General features: G+C 38.5%; 15 protein-coding genes. 11 read left to right on the top strand and 4 right to left on the bottom strand.

Features of this window, described 5'->3' with window-relative positions; translation table 11 throughout:
• Positions 1–2: 2 nt before the first annotated feature.
• Genes HWV00_RS13550 through HWV00_RS13510 form a run of 9 tightly spaced genes read left to right on the top strand, consistent with a single transcriptional unit; the run spans position 3 to position 8,178 of the window.
• Positions 3–1,250, top strand: coding sequence for a chromosome partitioning protein ParA (locus HWV00_RS13550; RefSeq protein WP_211682062.1), 1,248 nt, complete (start codon positions 3–5; stop codon positions 1,248–1,250).
• Positions 1,247–2,521, top strand: coding sequence for a CpaF family protein (locus HWV00_RS13545; RefSeq protein ID WP_211682060.1), 1,275 nt, complete (start codon positions 1,247–1,249; stop codon positions 2,519–2,521). Before HWV00_RS13550 ends, HWV00_RS13545 begins: the two co-directional genes overlap by 4 nt.
• Positions 2,518–3,426 (top strand): type II secretion system F family protein, encoded by a 909-nt coding sequence (locus HWV00_RS13540; RefSeq protein WP_211682058.1) that lies wholly within the window; start codon positions 2,518–2,520, stop codon positions 3,424–3,426. The genes HWV00_RS13545 and HWV00_RS13540 overlap by 4 nt, the downstream gene beginning before the upstream one ends.
• Positions 3,426–4,277 carry a type II secretion system F family protein gene (locus HWV00_RS13535; RefSeq protein ID WP_211682056.1) on the top strand — a complete coding sequence of 284 codons (852 nt, stop codon included), beginning with the start codon at positions 3,426–3,428 and terminating at the stop codon, positions 4,275–4,277. Before HWV00_RS13540 ends, HWV00_RS13535 begins: the two co-directional genes overlap by 1 nt.
• A 50-nt stretch (positions 4,278–4,327) precedes the next feature.
• Entirely contained in the window at positions 4,328–5,020 is a 693-nt protein-coding gene (locus tag HWV00_RS13530; protein ID WP_211682054.1) for a lipopolysaccharide assembly protein LapB, read from the top strand.
• Between the two features lie 11 nt (positions 5,021–5,031).
• Complete coding sequence (locus tag HWV00_RS13525) at positions 5,032–5,502, top strand: TadE family protein (RefSeq protein WP_211682052.1); 471 nt, start codon at positions 5,032–5,034, stop codon at positions 5,500–5,502.
• Complete coding sequence (gene tadF, locus HWV00_RS13520; RefSeq protein ID WP_211682050.1) at positions 5,495–6,016, top strand: tight adherence pilus pseudopilin TadF; 522 nt, start codon at positions 5,495–5,497, stop codon at positions 6,014–6,016. The genes HWV00_RS13525 and tadF overlap by 8 nt, the downstream gene beginning before the upstream one ends.
• 1 nt (position 6,017) lies before the next feature.
• Complete coding sequence (locus HWV00_RS13515; protein ID WP_211682048.1) at positions 6,018–7,526, top strand: pilus assembly protein; 1,509 nt, start codon at positions 6,018–6,020, stop codon at positions 7,524–7,526.
• Between the two features lie 19 nt (positions 7,527–7,545).
• Complete coding sequence (locus HWV00_RS13510) at positions 7,546–8,178, top strand: OmpA family protein (protein ID WP_211682046.1); 633 nt, start codon at positions 7,546–7,548, stop codon at positions 8,176–8,178.
• A gap of 63 nt (positions 8,179–8,241) precedes the next feature.
• Here HWV00_RS13510 and HWV00_RS13505 read toward each other — a convergent pair whose 3' ends face one another.
• Both HWV00_RS13505 and HWV00_RS13500 read right to left on the bottom strand, forming a co-directional pair.
• A complete protein-coding gene (locus tag HWV00_RS13505) occupies positions 8,242–8,535 on the bottom strand; it encodes a hypothetical protein (RefSeq protein WP_211682044.1) in 294 nt (97 codons plus the stop codon).
• A gap of 237 nt (positions 8,536–8,772) precedes the next feature.
• Positions 8,773–10,524, bottom strand: a complete 1,752-nt coding sequence (locus HWV00_RS13500; RefSeq protein WP_211682042.1) for a hypothetical protein — start codon at positions 10,522–10,524, stop codon at positions 8,773–8,775.
• A gap of 350 nt (positions 10,525–10,874) precedes the next feature.
• Between HWV00_RS13500 and HWV00_RS13495 the strand changes: the two genes are divergently transcribed.
• The gene (locus HWV00_RS13495) at positions 10,875–12,773 is read left to right on the top strand and encodes an EAL domain-containing protein (RefSeq protein ID WP_211682040.1); all 1,899 of its coding nucleotides are present in this window, start codon (positions 10,875–10,877) and stop codon (positions 12,771–12,773) included.
• A 63-nt stretch (positions 12,774–12,836) separates the two neighbouring features.
• Here the strand turns inward: HWV00_RS13495 and HWV00_RS13490 are convergent, their stop codons facing one another.
• Entirely contained in the window at positions 12,837–14,219 is a 1,383-nt protein-coding gene (locus HWV00_RS13490; protein ID WP_211682038.1) for an L-cystine transporter, read from the bottom strand.
• Positions 14,220–14,473: 254 nt separating this feature from the next.
• The gene (locus HWV00_RS13485; protein WP_211682036.1) at positions 14,474–15,082 is read right to left on the bottom strand and encodes a hypothetical protein; all 609 of its coding nucleotides are present in this window, start codon (positions 15,080–15,082) and stop codon (positions 14,474–14,476) included.
• Between the two features lie 436 nt (positions 15,083–15,518).
• Here HWV00_RS13485 and HWV00_RS13480 point away from each other — a divergent pair, with 436 nt between their 5' ends.
• Positions 15,519–16,706 (top strand): acetate/propionate family kinase, encoded by a 1,188-nt coding sequence (locus tag HWV00_RS13480; protein WP_211682034.1) that lies wholly within the window; start codon positions 15,519–15,521, stop codon positions 16,704–16,706.
• The last annotated feature ends 92 nt before the right edge of the window (positions 16,707–16,798 follow it).

The following is a 16,798-nucleotide window of genomic DNA, read 5'->3' as shown; positions in this document are numbered from 1 at the left end:
CTATGTTTGATCTTGCTAAAGCGGTAAGTAAATCGACAGAGAAGGAAAAGGTTCAAAGAGGTCCTTCTGGATGCAGTTTGTTTTATCAAACAAATGAATGCAAAGACTTATTACAAGAAGTTTTTCGTTTTGAAGGTTGGTCTGATCCTGATTGTTTACGCAATAATGTGTCCGCCGCGGATATGAATATTGGCAACCTGCAAGAAATTATCATTCTTGAACTTAATCAATCAAAAAATGTAGTTGAGGACGCTAAAGCGTTTGCGAGTCGCTTACCCAATCATAAAGGCATCGTTGTTATTGGCAAAGAAGATGCCATCACGACCTTACGTGGTTTAAAAGAGATGGGACTGTATTACTTGTTTTGGCCGATTAACAAACAAGATACCAGTGACTTCTTACGTCATATGCATAACAACATTGCACGTTTTGCTGGGGTTAGCCAAAACCGTAAAGCGAAGAAAGTGGCTGTCGTCGGCTCGAAAGGCGGTGTGGGTTCAACATTGATTAGTGCTGAAATAGCGTCAAAACTATCAAGCTTAGGCACTGATACTATTTTGGTTGACCATCAATATCATGATAGCAATATCGATATTATTCTGGGGTTGAAAAACTTTGAGAAACAGAATGTCGAGAACCTCGGCCTACAATTTCATGATGCAGACGAAGATAGCGCGGCTGACTATCTCTTACCCGTTAATCAAAAGTTACGCATATTAGCGTTGCAGGGGGAAAGCTCTGTCACGGACCTCCTTGGTTATAGCCACAATATTATTGATGTATTACACCGTGAAGCGAACTTCATCATTGAAGATTATTCCGCATCTGTTGACTTTACATTAGATATTCCATTATTGGTCAAACGTGTAGATATGGTTGTATTGGTTGTAGAACCAAGCGTGTCATCCGTTAGAAATGCAAAGAAGATGATTGACTCGATTACATTACAGCAGCAGTTGGGTATGAAAGAATTACGCTTATTTATCATGATTAATACACATCGCTCTGAGCATTATTTCCCATTGACGCCGAAAGAAATTGCAGATCACTTAGAGCATCCGGTTGATGTTGTACTGCCTTACTGTCGGCACGCTGCTGGCATGTTGTTACAAGGTAAGCGTTTGTACAAGCACAACGCGATGTTATCTAGTGCCTTTACTGATATTAGCCAGCTCTTAAATGGAAAATTATTGGATGGGCGTAAGAATAAATCAGTTATGAAAAATGTAATAAATTGGATCAAACGATGAATAATAACAAATCAATCTATCTTGATTTTAGAAATAAGATCTTTGAAGTACTCGATCCTCAAGCTGTTTCAAATATGGATAAGTCTGATCTTGAAGTGCAGATCAAGCAAGCGATTGAGATCTTAGCGAACAATTATTCACGCCCTATACCGAGCGTTATTCGTAGTGGCTTGGTTAAAAATTTAATTGATGAACTCGTTGGCTTAGGTCCACTGCAATCATTAATGGAAGACGATAGTATCAGCGATATTATGGTCAACGGTCCAAATCAGATATTTTTTGAACGTGGTGGCAAAGTTAAAAAATCTGATGTGAGCTTTGTGAATGAAGCGCAATTATTAGAGATTGCACAACGTATTGCATTTCGAGTTGGCCGACGGGTTGATGAATCCTCTCCGATGGTTGATGCACGTTTAGCGGATGGTAGTCGTGTGAATATCGTTATTCCACCGATTACACTGGACGGCACATCAATTTCGATTCGTAAATTTAAAAACAAAACCATTGGCTTAGAATCGTTGGTGGAATTTGGTGCCATGTCAGTTGAAATGGCCAGAGTATTAATGATTGCTTCTCGTTGTCGATTAAACATCTTAATTTCAGGTGGCACAGGTTCAGGTAAAACCACCTTGCTAAATGCGTTATCACAGTATATTAGTGAGGACGAACGGGTTATTACCATTGAAGATGCCGCAGAACTAAAATTACAAATTCCTCACGTTGTTCGCATGGAAACGCGTGCTGAAAGTATAGAAAATACAGGTGCAGTATCACAACGTGAACTCGTCATAAACTCACTGCGTATGCGACCTGACCGTATCATTCTAGGTGAGTGCCGTGGTTCAGAGGCATTTGAAATGTTACAAGCAATGAATACTGGTCACGATGGCTCTATGTCTACGTTACATGCTAATACGCCTCGAGACGCTGTTTCGCGTATTGAATCAATGGTCATGATGGCTGATTTGAACCTGCCATTAGAAGCTATTCGCCGTACTATCGTGAGTGCCACTCATTTAATTATTCAGGTTAACCGCTTACATGATGGCTCAAGAAAAGTCACCAGTATCTCTGAGGTGGTGGGACTAGAAGGTGATAATGTCGTGATGGATGAACTCTTTAGTTTTCAGGCCGAAGATTTACAATCCACTGATACAATTAAGGGCGTATTTATAACGCCTGGGATCATGCAGCGTTCTATCTTAATGCAACGTGCGCGTTACTGTGGTTTTCAAGACGAATTAAAAGCGGCATTTAGGCATTCTTCATGATACTTGCCTTCTCGCTTATTCTCTTTGGTATCGCAGCTGTGATGTATTACACACAGAAGTCGAGCTTGAAGACGCATTTTTTGGCAAAGCATATCGAACTCACTGAAGACGACCAACTTGAAGCTATTAACCTTGGTTACCTGCATCGCGCCCCGATATACCTCAAGCTAAAAATGTTATTAGGTCCTTCTTTTTCGATGCTGGGTAAGTGGGCTTGGATAAAGTTAGTGCTTTATTTTGGCGTGATCATCAGTGGTGTTACTTACATCAACCAACAAATTTTGCAGTTGGATCATTACTGGTTGCCAATTTTAGCGCCTGTATTAGGCTTTTTTATTGGCTGGAATTGGCTGTCTAATAAGCGTCGTGAAGACTTTGAAATGACGTTTCCAGATGCGCTCAATATGATGATGAGTGCGGTGACGGCGGGTGAGAGTGTGACTCAATCTATTAGCTATGTGGGTAAAACACTTGATAACGATATTGGCCACGTATTTTTACACATGTCTGAACATTTACAGTTAGGTGAATCACCTGAACAGGTATTTAAGCGTGCTTGTAAAAAGGTGCCTTATCCCGCTTTTCTATTTTTTATTGTCACTATTCGCGCAAATATGACGCGTGGTGGTCATCTCAAAAATGTAATGGCGCGATTAATTCGTGTGTTAGTTGACGCCAGAACACTTGAAAAGAAAAAGATGGCCATGACATCTGAAGCGCGCCTGTCTGCAAAAATCGTCGCCATTATTCCCGTTGTGTTTATGCTGTTACTTAACTACATCAACCCCGGTGATGTGCAGTTCATTCTGACTAATCCAGACGGTCGGTTCGTGCTTTATTACGTACTAGGCAGTGAGTTCATTGGGTTATTCATTGTGTGGTTATTAGTGAGAGGGGTACGTTAATGATTGGGATTATAGCCTTACTTGTCATCGTGAGTATCGCCATCGCTTACACAGTAACTGTCGTTATTAATAAGCAGTTATTGAAAAGTAATATTAATCATTTCTTGCATGAGCGTGAACAGCGAGCACTATCAAAAATAAATTTGTTTTTCACTTCAATCGGGCATAAGCATCATGTTGACCTTAAGAATAAACTGATTGATGCGGGTATTTATAATTCACAATTAGCCAAGTATTACTTACCGTTAAAATTCGGCACCTTGTTGGTGGCTCAGTTGCTGATCATCTTTGGTGATATTGAGTTAGACAGTAAAATATTATTAGGCACTGGTACCTTGATTGCCATCCTGCTTATACCTGATGGCATATTAGCACTGCGTAAAAAACACGTCGTGGCTAAAACGTCTCGTCAACTCCCGTACATGCTAGACATGATGGCAGTGTGTATTCAAACAGGGATGACAATCGAGTCATCACTTAGCTATTTGAGTAAAGAGCTGGATGATTTTGATAAGGACCTTTGTTATCACATTCGTAAAACCTCTGACGGTGCAAAGGTACAAAGTTTAGAAAAAGCCTTGTTTGACCTAAGTGAACGTTTACCTACACATGAAATCCGGAGTTTTACTCTAACGCTGATTCAAAACTTACAACACGGTACGTCGATTTCGAATGTGCTCAGTGATCTCGCTGAGGATATGCGAAAAATGCATGTATTAGGGATGGAAGAAAAAATCGGTAAGCTGGCGGCAAAAATGAGTATTCCTCTTATTTTATTAATTATGTTCCCAATCGTTATTCTTATTCTAGCCCCTGGGATGATGCAAATATCACTGGATGTTGGTAGCTAATGTATAAACTCGTTAACCAATTATTAATACAACGAAAGAGATTATCGCTAATGAAAAGTCGCCTGCTAATTGTCATTTTACTGCTCTCTGGCTGTGCTTCACAGACGCCAGTCGATACCCGAGAGGTAGACTTGATTGCGGCCAGTAATTATCAAGGATTAAGTCGCTACTATCAAAATCAATTACAACTTAACCCTAACGATAACGCACTAATGGCCAAAATGGCTGATACCTATTTTAAGCTTGATGATATTGAATCTGCGCGTTTTTATACCCAACACCTTACTGAATTGGGTTATGGCGATAGTGCATTCTTATATTTAGCTGGGAAAGTATATATGGCATCAGAGCAATATGAGCTGGCTATTAGTACATACCAAAAAGCAAAAGTTCAAGGCTATAACAATGCGGATCTTGATATCAGTTTAGGTGTGCTTTACGGCAGCTTAGGAGATTTCGATAACGCATTGGAGCAGTTTAACCAAGCACGTTTAAAAGGGTTTGATGATGTTGCGATAAAAAACAATATTGCCGTTATCTACATCGCTCGTCAGGAATACAAGCAGGCGATTGAGATGCTAACACCGATTTATGAACGCTCACCAGATAATGACCGACTACGCATGAATCTTGCTGTGGCATTGATTAAAGTCAAAGATTACGGCACGGCGCGTCAGATCTTGGAACGTGATTACAGTGATGCGGAGTTTTCACTGCTGCTTACTGCTATTGCAGCCTTGTAGAGGGTAGTTTGATGATTCGAATGAACAGCCAAAAAGGTGTATTCACGATTGAATTTGCACTTGGATCAATTTTATTATTTTTAAGTACATTTGCCATTTTTGAATTGTGTCGGTTTATCTACATTATAAATTTAACGGAGTCTTCACTGCGAGAATCTGCACGTGATAGCCGCCTTTATGAAGGCAGCCGACATAATGTGAATTATCAAACCCGCTTTGAACAGATGTTTGTTAAAAAAGGGCAGATATGGCAAAGCATCGTAAAGCCTAGTCATTACACGTTGAGCATTCGTTACTTTCGAGATTACCGAGCGCTGATCATGAAAAACAAGACAATTAACTGTCAAGACTGCCCGCTAGCTGAATACTCATTAACGTATCGTTATACGCCCATACTACGTCTGCCGTGGACTGGTGAACGGGCTGTGAAAAGCTCAATTGTCATGGTTCAAGAACATCAAGGTTGGGATGATAATGGGTAATAAACAGCAAGGCGTTTTTGCGATTGAAATGTCTTTTGTCTTATTTTTAATTGCTGCGTTATTGCTGTTTACTGGTGATATTGCTTTTAAGCTTTTTAACCGCGTTGAATTAGATCGTGCGAGTTACTCCTTGGTGAATATCGTCAAAGAAAGAACGCGTTTTTATCACAAACGTTTTGAATTAAATCGGCAAGATATTGATGATATGCAAATATTAGCCTCGCGTTTGCTAACGGGAAATCGACCTTATGGATTAAGAGTTGAATCGTTAAATAAAGGTGTACTTCAAACATTTAACCGTACCGTGGCACAAGGACCTACTTGTAATAATGCTGATTCTTTAAAGCAAACGAGTCGATCGCAATTAGTGCCTAAGAATTTGGCTGGTAAATTATTTCCACTCTATCAAGTCACACTTTGTTATGAAGTGGATAGTTGGTTTGAACAGTTTTTCGGAAAGCAAAAGCAAAAGCAAATGCATTTGCAATCCACATCTGTGATCGTAGGACGTTAATATGAGATTTAGCAGAGCGAAACAGCAGGGTACAGCCGCAATCTTTTTAGTATTTTTATTAGTGCCTTTGTTTGGTGCTGTATTCTTGGCTCTGGAAGGCACGCGCTATATTCAAAAGCAAAACCGGCTTGCTGATGCATCTGAAGCGGCTGCACTTGCGATCACGATGGCACATCGTGAAAATAAAACAGGTTATGAACAAGATCTCGCCACGAAGTATGTGCAGTCATATATTAGGGGTATTAAGGATGTACCGGTATTAGCGGTGACAGTTAAAAAAGGGGAAGATATTGTAGGTAAAGTGAGAAAGCCATTTTATCAATATAACGTGGATGCTAAAACGACGCATAAGTCTTGGTTTACGAGTTTACTTATCCCGAGTTTCTCATCGGTGGAATCAATCGTCAATAAAGCCATTGCAAGGAATTACCCTGAAATTGCGGGTGATAAATATGTGGATATTGTTTTTGTATCTGATTTTTCTGGTTCGATGAACCAAAGTTGGGATCGTTCGAATCGTAAAATTGACGTGCTTAAAAATGCGGTTCTAAAAATTGGCCAACAAATATTGGCTGAAAATGATGATAAAGGTAAAAATAGAATCGGTTTTGTCCCATTTAATATGCGCGTGCAAAGATACGTTAATGGCAAAAAACTGTGTGTGACTCAACTTCGCTATAAAGATTTCATTTCAGGAAATAATAGTGCGAATTATACCCCTTATGAAGATGTTAACTGGACAAGACAGGTAAGTAGCCTTACATACCAAATGTTTTCAAACTGCTGGAGAGATAGTCGATACTGTCGAGGTGTGACACAGAACGATTTGAGAACCATTTATAGTGTTGCTAATAAGACGCAATATATACACCCAGATCCTTATAAATATGTGGATGTCGCTAAAACCGTTAATAATGTATTTGTCGATAAAATAAGTAATATAAAACTGCACCCAGAAGCTAATTATTATAGCCGTAATAAGTTATGGAGTCAGTATTCTTGTAACTCAGCTTTTCATACGATTCCGATGACGGAGAATATAAATAAGTTAAATGCGATCAAAGGAATGAAAGCGTTTGGTGGCACGTCTGTGTATCAAGGGGTCATACAAGGTGCACAATTATTACAGCAAGAACGGAATAAATATGTCACGCCAAAAGAGAAAGAAGCCTATAAAAATAGGATTAAAATGCTGCTTATTTTGAGTGACGGTGTGGAATCTCCTTATACACAAACGTTTAAAAGTTTGGTTGATTACGGAGGGGTTAGTAAGGGCTTGTGTCAGAAGATTAAAGATGAATTTAGTGACGGAGATGTGCCTTTATATATGGCAGTGTTAGGCATTAAATTTGATGCCAGTAGACAGCAAGCATTTCAACATTGTGTTGGCAGTGAAAATATTGTGGACGTGAAAAATGTCGATGATCTGATTATTAAAATTAAAGACATGATTAAGAAAGGGACTCAGACCGAAGGCATCACTAAATTACATTACCGTCATTTAAACTAGTTTCATCAGAGGAATTAAGATGATAAAAAATACATTTTTATTACTAACATGCGTTACTGCAATGAGTGTTAATGCCGAGAGTAATTTTAATCAATTATTGGTGAAGTACTGTGGGCAAGAAAGTCATAATACGAGTCAATCAATAACGATAGAGCAAGTGACTGCAATTGGTTATCACCGTAATGGCTATTTACAAATAAACCAAGATGTAAATGATAAAGCACTCAGACTTACTTTAGCTAAACGCGCAGAGAAAGTGGGGGTTGATAGCCAGTGTATGGAATATTTAGATGCAATGCGATTATTATCAATCAACGCATCATCGGATAAGGAGTTGATTGCACGTGTTTATTTTGATTTTGATCGACATCTGCTGACCCCTGAATCGATTCTTATTTTAGACAAAGTCGTCAATAGTTTAAAAATGAACACCGATGTGATTGAGTTGACTGGTCACACGGATAGTACCGGAGATAAGGCCTATAATCGCCGTCTTGGGATGCAACGTGCTATCGCCACCAAGCAATATTTAGTGGATAAAGGCATGACTGAGAACAACTTCGAACTAGCGAGTGAAGGCGAGGGAGAACCCTTGGAAGATAACAAGAGTGCTGAAGGTCGTAAAAAGAATCGCAGAGTTGAGGTATTTTAAGAATAGAAAATAAAGTACTCGAATCATCTTTTATATCGAGTACTTTAATTCTAGAGGAGGTACTTAAGCTATTTTTTCGGGAGGTAGTATATTTAATAGTTCTTCATTAATATCGATTAATAGTTCCCCATTAATATCAAGCTTTAGCATACTGCCTGTGATTAAATTCATTTTATATCCGACAGTGTGGGTTTGGTACATTCCATTGACATCAAAACATTGCTCCACAAGGTTAAACTCGGTTACTTTGTGTCGCTTAAGCCCATCATCAAAAAAAATGTCTGTTGGTTGCGGTACCGCGCTATCTTTTAGTAACGCACAGATCGAACTGATAGAGTCTATCGTGAACACAATCATTTTTATTTCCATTCCATGTGATTATCGCAGGTTTCTATTATTAGCGCATTTTTAAGGTTTGTGCGCCTACTAATTTAGGGTTAAGCCATATTGATAATTAATAATACAAGGTCGTAAAATAGCATGGTGTATATTATAAAATAGGTGTTTTTTACGTAGCCTTACAAAAAACGATCCCTTTAGTCATGTGGGTGACTTAAGTGATTGTTAAATGCTATCAAAACTTAAAATATCGACTCATGGCATCGTTTTTGGTTTAGAGTTTGGCTTTGAATCGATAAAAGAAGTGACCTCAATACCTTGTTCATTTATCTGTAAACCAGTGTTGAAACGTAGATTGTAATGTTTTAAATCTTCAAGTTCTGGTGGTATATCTTGCCCGCTCAATTCCGCCGCAGTGACCAGTGGTGTAAATGCTTTACTGTAATCAATTGATAGGCTGTATAAGCCTGTTGCGGTAATTGGCTTTTCACCGAGTGCGATAGCCACTTTTTTTGCTTTATCACCGTTAAATATAACCATGTGCTCTTTATGCATGATTAGTTTGGGGTTGATCCCCGGTAGTGGTGACATGGGTATGAGTGATGATAGTTCGAGTATATTACCGTTTGCAGGTAATTTCATATCAGCCAACTCAGGTCTTAAGCTTGAGATTATATTAAATAGCGTTCTTGGATCATTAGCTGATAAGCTTATGATGGCATCTAAACTTTTAATGGTCACTGCACTTTTATTTTTATCTAAGCTGTAATCAATAATGGCGCCAGAAACGCCTTTAATACCATTGGCCATCGCAGTCATCACACTAAGCATGATTGGATTATATTGTTCAAGTGTGGATTGGATTTCCTGCAAAGGCGGGCAGAGGTAATTTGGTTGCTGTAACTCATTCCAAATATCACTGGCGGCTCGTGATAAATTACCGACATCGACACCGAGCCCAAGGGCTAAAACGGTATTGTTTAGATCGTTAACGTAATCAGGAATAAAGCCTGTCATTTGTGTTAAGGCGGTTAATATGGTCTGGTTGTTACTTTCCACGATCATTGACATATCGAATGTTGCCGAGTCTTCACCAACTTCAAACTTGTTAAAACCAAAGACAGTTCGTGGCCAATTATTGGCAATATTGGTGAATTCGCTTTTACACTGAGGAAGCTGATATATTTGTAGCGCTGCTTGATCTTGCTGTGCGCTTAGTGTCGAAATATGCTGACCAAGTAAACTGTCGCTTGGTGATGTGATCGCTTGAATTAGCGCTTGATGATTTATATAGCTAATGGACTGCGATACAAAACCGTGTTTTTCAATCAAATTATCAAGCGTATTTGAGTTGGCTAGTGAGTTAGCTATTGGGGTCAATCCGAGAGCATGTTCTAACAGTAATGGCGTATTTAACTTGGTATTAAAGGTAATAGTTAATACCTTATCATGCTGGCTAACAATTAACTCTAATAGGTCTGTGTTTGCCTCTTCTGTTAGCGCGTAAACACGGTAATCCCGTTGCTTTATTTGACGTTGTTTATGGGTAAATCCGCTCTCTGCTTCTGCGTTATCTAACAGTGCCCATATCGCATCGGGATCGATGACATCTATTTTTAATACAGGAATAGCACCTAAGGTATAAAAGTAACCTTGTATTTCTTCTGCTAGGCCGAACGTCGCTATAAATGCCTCTGCATCTTGCATGTTGTCGATATAGCGTTGAGCTAAGTTCAGAAAAAAGTTGAGTTTGGTATTTGTTGGATCGTAATTTTCACTTTCATATATCGATGTGATGATATCGTTAGGAGAATGGCTGTCGATACCCGCCATTGAGTTAATATAATTCTTTATAGGAAAGGGTGTTAATTGGCCTGAGAATAACGCGGTGTTTTCTGGAATGTAATTTAATACCGTTTGCGTACTAAGTGGTGTTTTTTGTGTGAGTAAATAACTCCCTGTTGCAATTGCTGCAACAAAAGTGCCTACAATTAAAATCCGTTTCATTGTATTTATCCATCTTCTATTTTGTTGTTTTTAGTATGGTATATTTATATCTCCTTAGTGGTTATTGTTCGTTTTAAAATTGAAATATAAACGATAACTATTAATAAGTGATTGTGGATTTATTATGGGAACACATAATGTATATTCACTCACTTTATAGTAACAGTAGTAAAATCAGGTTTATTATAAAGAAAAATATGGAATAGATTGTATTACATGCAGTCATGTCTATGTATATGATATATTTGATTAAACAAGGTAAATAAGCCTTTAAAATTTTAATGTTTTAGATTATAAGTATCTTTCTTATCGTACCGTTGTATTGCGTAATATTGAAAGAGTCATGTGACATGGAAAGCTATCGTAATCTTGAGATACCCTCAGAGATTCTGAAAAATTGGCAAGGATTAATTGAACATATCGCTGATATTTCGTCAGTGCCGACATCTCTTATCATGCGTTTAAGCAGTGATACTATTGATGTTTGTGTGACGAATCAGCATCAAGATAATCCTTTTTGTATCGGTGACCAAGAATCTTTAAACGCAAATTTATTGTGTAAAGAAGTCATTCGCTCACAACAACCTCTGATCATCGAAAATGCGTTAAAAACGTCGCGTTGGTGTGATAATCCAGATGCAAAACTTGGCTTGATTTCTTATTGCGGTTTACCGGTAAATTGGCCGACAGGGAAGCCGTTTGGCACGATCTGTATATTGGATAATAAAGAAAATGGTTATACTGACTCAGACCTTCAACTATTAAAGTTATTCAAACAGATGGTTGAAAATAGTCTTACCATTTTATATCAGCAATACGTATTAGAAGAAAAGGTAACGCAACGAACTGCAGAGCTTGAAGTGGTCAATAACCAATTGGCTAAAGCATTAGATAAATACGCGGCTGCAGAACAAGTTATTCAACATCAAAAATATAGAAACGGATTAACTGGATTACCTAATATTCATGAGTTAGAAAAATACTTTAATGAACATATTCTCATTAGTGAAAATAAAACGGCACTGATGCATTTACGTATCACTAATTTAACTCAAATTCGTAATAATTTAGGTTTGTTATGCTCACAGCATATTACTTGTTATGTGGCTGATAAATTGAAGTCGTTATGCCCTGAGGGTGTCTATCTTGCCTTATTATCAGATGACGATTTCGCTCTGGTGTATCAACAAGAGAATGAGAATTTAATTGTCACACTGATGGAGGCAATTAATAGCTTACTTGCTGAATTTAGTGAGACTGTTTCATTTCAACATCATTATATTAATTTAACACGCTGTATAGGCATTTCTTATTATCCTGAGCATGGTAATAGTTTTTTAGAACTCATGCATAATACCAGCGTGGCGGCGTCAGAATGCCAAACACACAATAGAGATTATCAGTTTTTTGATGTTTCTTTAAAAGCGGAATTAATGGATCGTTTTCAGCTTGAATCACAATTAATGCATGCGTTGGTGAATGAGGAGTTAAGTTTACATTATCAACCATTATTTGATGTGCAAAATGAAAAGCTGATCGGCTCTGAAGCGCTATTACGCTGGCATAATCCGTTACTTGGTTCTGTTGGCCCTGATACATTTATTCCTATTGCGGAAGAGTCGGGGATGATGATCGAAATCGGTTATTTCGTGTTACGCTCTGCAATTAAGCAACTGGCCAGTTGGCAGCGTTCATATGATGATGACTTCTTTGTTGCTGTAAACCTTTCGCCGTTGCAATTAACGGATTTAACCTTAGTTGATAAAATTGAAACATTATTGAAAACATATAATGTGAGTGCTAAATCACTTGAGGTTGAGATCACTGAAAATGTCTTTATGGATGATCAAGAAGTGATCTTAAATGTGCTAAAACGTATTGATGCATTAGGTATTCGTATTGCTTTAGATGACTTTGGCACTGGCTATTCTTCGTTAAGTTATATCCATCGTTTTCCGTTTAGTATAGTGAAAATTGATCGTAGCTTTATTGCTAGCTTAGAAACGTCTGTCGTCAATCAACATTTAGTGACGGCTATTATTTCAATGGCAAAAGCATTTAACTTGACGGTCGTAGCAGAAGGTATTGAAGATAAAGAACAGGCTAATTTTATTCAACGTGCGGGTGGGCATGTGTATCAAGGCTATCATTTTGGTCGGCCTATGAGTGTGGGTGCATTTTCACGCCAGTACATGCACAATTCGTTAAATAGCTCGTTAAATAGCTCGAGCAATAAAATAAATAATTAGCAGATGTAAAAAAGCCTATTCGAGTTAACAAATAGGCCGTGTGTTTACCGCGACTGTTATTTATTAAGCCGTCGTTTGCTCTGCAGTGTTAGCCGTTAACTTGTCTTCTTTTGATTTTAATAATCGACTTGTTATTGTTCCTGCAGTCATCGAACCACTGACGTTTAATGCTGTTCTCGCCATATCAATTAAGGGTTCGATCGAAATAAGTAAGGCTGCAATCGTCACAGGTAAGCCCATAGCAGGCAATACAATCAGAGCCGCAAATGTAGCACCACCACCCACACCAGCAATACCAAATGAACTCACCATAATAATCGCAACTAAAGACAGGATGAAGCTAAAGTCCATCGGGTCAATACCGACACTTGGTGCGACCATCACTGCTAACATTGCAGGGTAGATGCCCGCACAACCATTTTGACCAATCGTCGCACCAAATGATGCAGACAAGTTGGCAATCGCAGGTGGCACGTTTAGTTTGTTGATTTGTGCTTCTACATTGAGTGGGATTGTTGCTGCACTACTGCGAGAGCTAAATGCAAACGTGAGCACCGGCCATATTTTCTTGAAATATTCAGTAGGTTTAACACCCACGAATGAAACTAATATGCCATGTACAACGAACATTAATAAAATGGCAACATAAGAGGCAACGATGAACCCGAGTAAATTAAGAATGTCACTGGCACTTGATGTTGCAACCACCTTCATCATTAACGCTAAGATACCGTAAGGTGTGATCGCCATGATCATTTTAACCAAACGCATAACAATAGCCTGTGATACATCAACAAATGTATTAATTGGTTTTGCTAACTCCGCATTTTCAGAGCTAACTTTAAGCGCTGCAATACCGACTAGAATACCAAAGATAACCACTGCAATAATTGATGTTGAGCGTGCGCCTGTTAAGTCTGCAAATGGGTTTGTAGGAATAAAGCTAACTAGCATTTGTGGTATGCTTAAATCACTGACTTGACCTGCTCGTGATTCAATGACTGCGACACGGGCAACTTCACGTGCACCTTCTGTTAAGCCTTCTGCTGATAAACCAAATACTTGTGTGATACCAATACCAATAAGTGCTGATATCATCGTTGTAAAGAGTAATACCGTAATTGTTAAACCGCTAATTTTTCCCAGTGATCCTGAGCGGTCTAATTTTACGACTGCAGAAATCATTGATACTAATACTAATGGCATGATCACCATTTTGAGCAGGCCAACGTAACCTTTGCCAACGATGTCTACCCAAGCAAGGGTTTCTTTAATGACGCTACTGCCTTCACCATAACCAACCTGTAGTAATAATCCAAATACACTACCTGAAATTAGGCCTAGTAAGACGAGACGAGAAAGAGTATGACCCTTTCGTTGTTGACCATTTATTAAATAAATGAGGATACAAAATATCGCTAAATTAGCGATAACAACTAATGACATGATAAATTCCTGTGGATGATTTAAGCTTAAACAACCGGATAGCACTACCTTGTGCAGTGTTTTTAAGCTATTCAATAACAATGGGTTGGACTAATTTCAGCAGATTACACTAGCTGTTGATGAACCCAAAGGAACTAAAATTCATTAGATATTACGTTTGGTAATATAAAAGCCATAACGACAGTGGTTCGCTAGGGCTTTATATTGTGGGGGATGTGTTCTATTTTATGCCTTGATTTTGTAAGTCTGAGTCGTTATTCAAATGAGAACTGAACGCCTAAGTTATAGCTAAACTCGCTGTCGGTTCGGTTGGCATATTCAAGGCCTGCAACGAGTCCAAAGCTAGAACCAAGCTGGAATACATTTTTTAAGCCAATCGTATTCTTATTCTCTTCGACGGCTTCATATTGATATGATAGGTCGACCATCCATTTTCTTGCGATCTGCGACTTTACACCCACTTTGCAGTAACCAGCAGTTTCATTGAAAGAAGTAAGGTGTTGTCTCTGTGCGGTATAGTTGATAACACCACAAGAAACGGGTACTGACAATGTGGGAGAACGTTTAAGTACATAACCGACGCCTGCAGACCAACTATCGACATCAGAGCTTAATCTCGTGCTGAAATCTGCATACCCTTCAATAAACACATCGCCAGCAATATTGGCGCTGGCATCAAGATATAGCCCTGCTAAATCTTTACCCTCGGCGTTATTGTATTTATCACCAAAATAAGGCGTCATTGCATCAGATGAATAATTTGTTGCTTTATAACCGAAACCAATATGGGAAAAATTATCAGCGATGTCGTTACTTGCATAGACATTGCTTGATAATAATAACGTGAGTAAGAGTTTTTTCATGTGAGACCTTGTTTTTCATATGCGTGTTATGTTCTTTCGCCACTACTTTATAATAAAATATAATACTTTATACTATTTAGGTTGTAAGCTTCTGTAAGCGTATGTACTTAGTTAATAAATGGGTTGTTTTTATATTAAATAATGGTGCTGGGGTACTGTATAGATAGTTATAGACACAGGTTTACTAGAAATACTGAGTTTACTTGCTAAGATGAAGATTGTTGTAGGTCAAAGTACGGAAATATGTTTTGAGCTAGAATTTTTGCTTCATGTTATTACAAATTGCGTTGAGAACTGTCACAGATCAACGAAATGTCGGCTGTTTATCATCTTAATGTAAAATTAAGTTGAATTATTCAAAAAATATTGAATAATAGGGTCACAATATAAGTGACTCAAGTCACAATAATTAGTTTGAAACAGGAATCATATTCACATGTCTAACTCATTTGTACTAGTGATCAACTCTGGTAGCTCATCTTTAAAATTCGCGGTTATCGATTCAAATACCGGTGATGCAGTTCTTAGTGGATTAGGGGAGTGTTTTGGCCTTCCTGAAGCAGTAGTTAGCTGGAAATATGAAGGACAGAAGTCTGAAGAAGCTATCACAGGTGAAGGTAACCATCACGAACTTGCGATTAAGCGTATTGTTGCACTAATCGAAACGCTAGGGCTAACTTCACAGATTGTTGCTATTGGTCACCGTATTGTTCATGGTGGAGAGAAATTCACTAGCACAGTACAGATTGATGAGTCGGTATTAAACGAAATTCGTGACTTGTCTGATCTTGCGCCACTACATAACCCTGCTGGTGCAAAAGGTATTGAAGCTGCAATGCAAGCTTTCCCATCATTACCACAATTTGCCGTATTTGATACAGCATTCCACCAAACGATGCCACCAAAAGCATTTACGGGCGCAATCTCTCACAAACTTTATAAAGACTATGGTATTCGTCGCTATGGTTTCCACGGCACAAGCCATTACTTCGTTAGCCGTGAAGCTGCGAAAATGATTAATAAGCCTGTTGAAGAAAGCAGCTTTATTTCAGTTCATTTAGGTAATGGCGCATCTGTATGTGCAATCCGTGATGGTCAAAGTGTTGATACAAGCATGGGCTTCACACCATTAGCAGGCCTAATGATGGGCACGCGTTGCGGTGATTTGGATCCAGGCATCATTGAGTTCTTACTTAAAAAAGGTTGGACACAAGACGAAGTTTATAAAGAACTGAATACTAACTCAGGCTTTATGGGCGTATCAGGCTTAACAAGTGATTGTCGTGGTATTGTTGAAGCAATGGAGCAGGGCCATAAAGGCGCTACATTAGCATTCCAAGTATTCACATACCGTGTTGCTAAATACATTGCATCATACATGGTATCGCTTGAATCTCTTGACGGTATTATCTTTACGGGTGGCATCGGTGAAAATGCATTACCAATTCGTCGTGAAGTATTAGCTTACCTTAAAATCTTCGGTTATAAAGAAGATGAGAAAGCAAATGAAGCAGCACGATTTGGTAACGGTGGCGTAATTACTGAAGCTGGTACACCTGCTGTTATGGTTATTCCAACCAACGAAGAATTCGTGATTGCACAGCAGTCTGTTGAATTATTGTAACAATCATTTAAATTTTAAGTGATGATGAAGCCCGCTGCATTAGCGGGTTTTTTTTATGTTTTTTTTATCTTCTCTTGCTCTTCATTTCACTC

This window comes from Moritella sp. 24, assembly GCF_018219155.1.
Lineage (GTDB): Bacteria > Pseudomonadota > Gammaproteobacteria > Enterobacterales > Moritellaceae > Moritella.
This window is presented reverse-complemented; position numbering and strand designations above follow the sequence as displayed.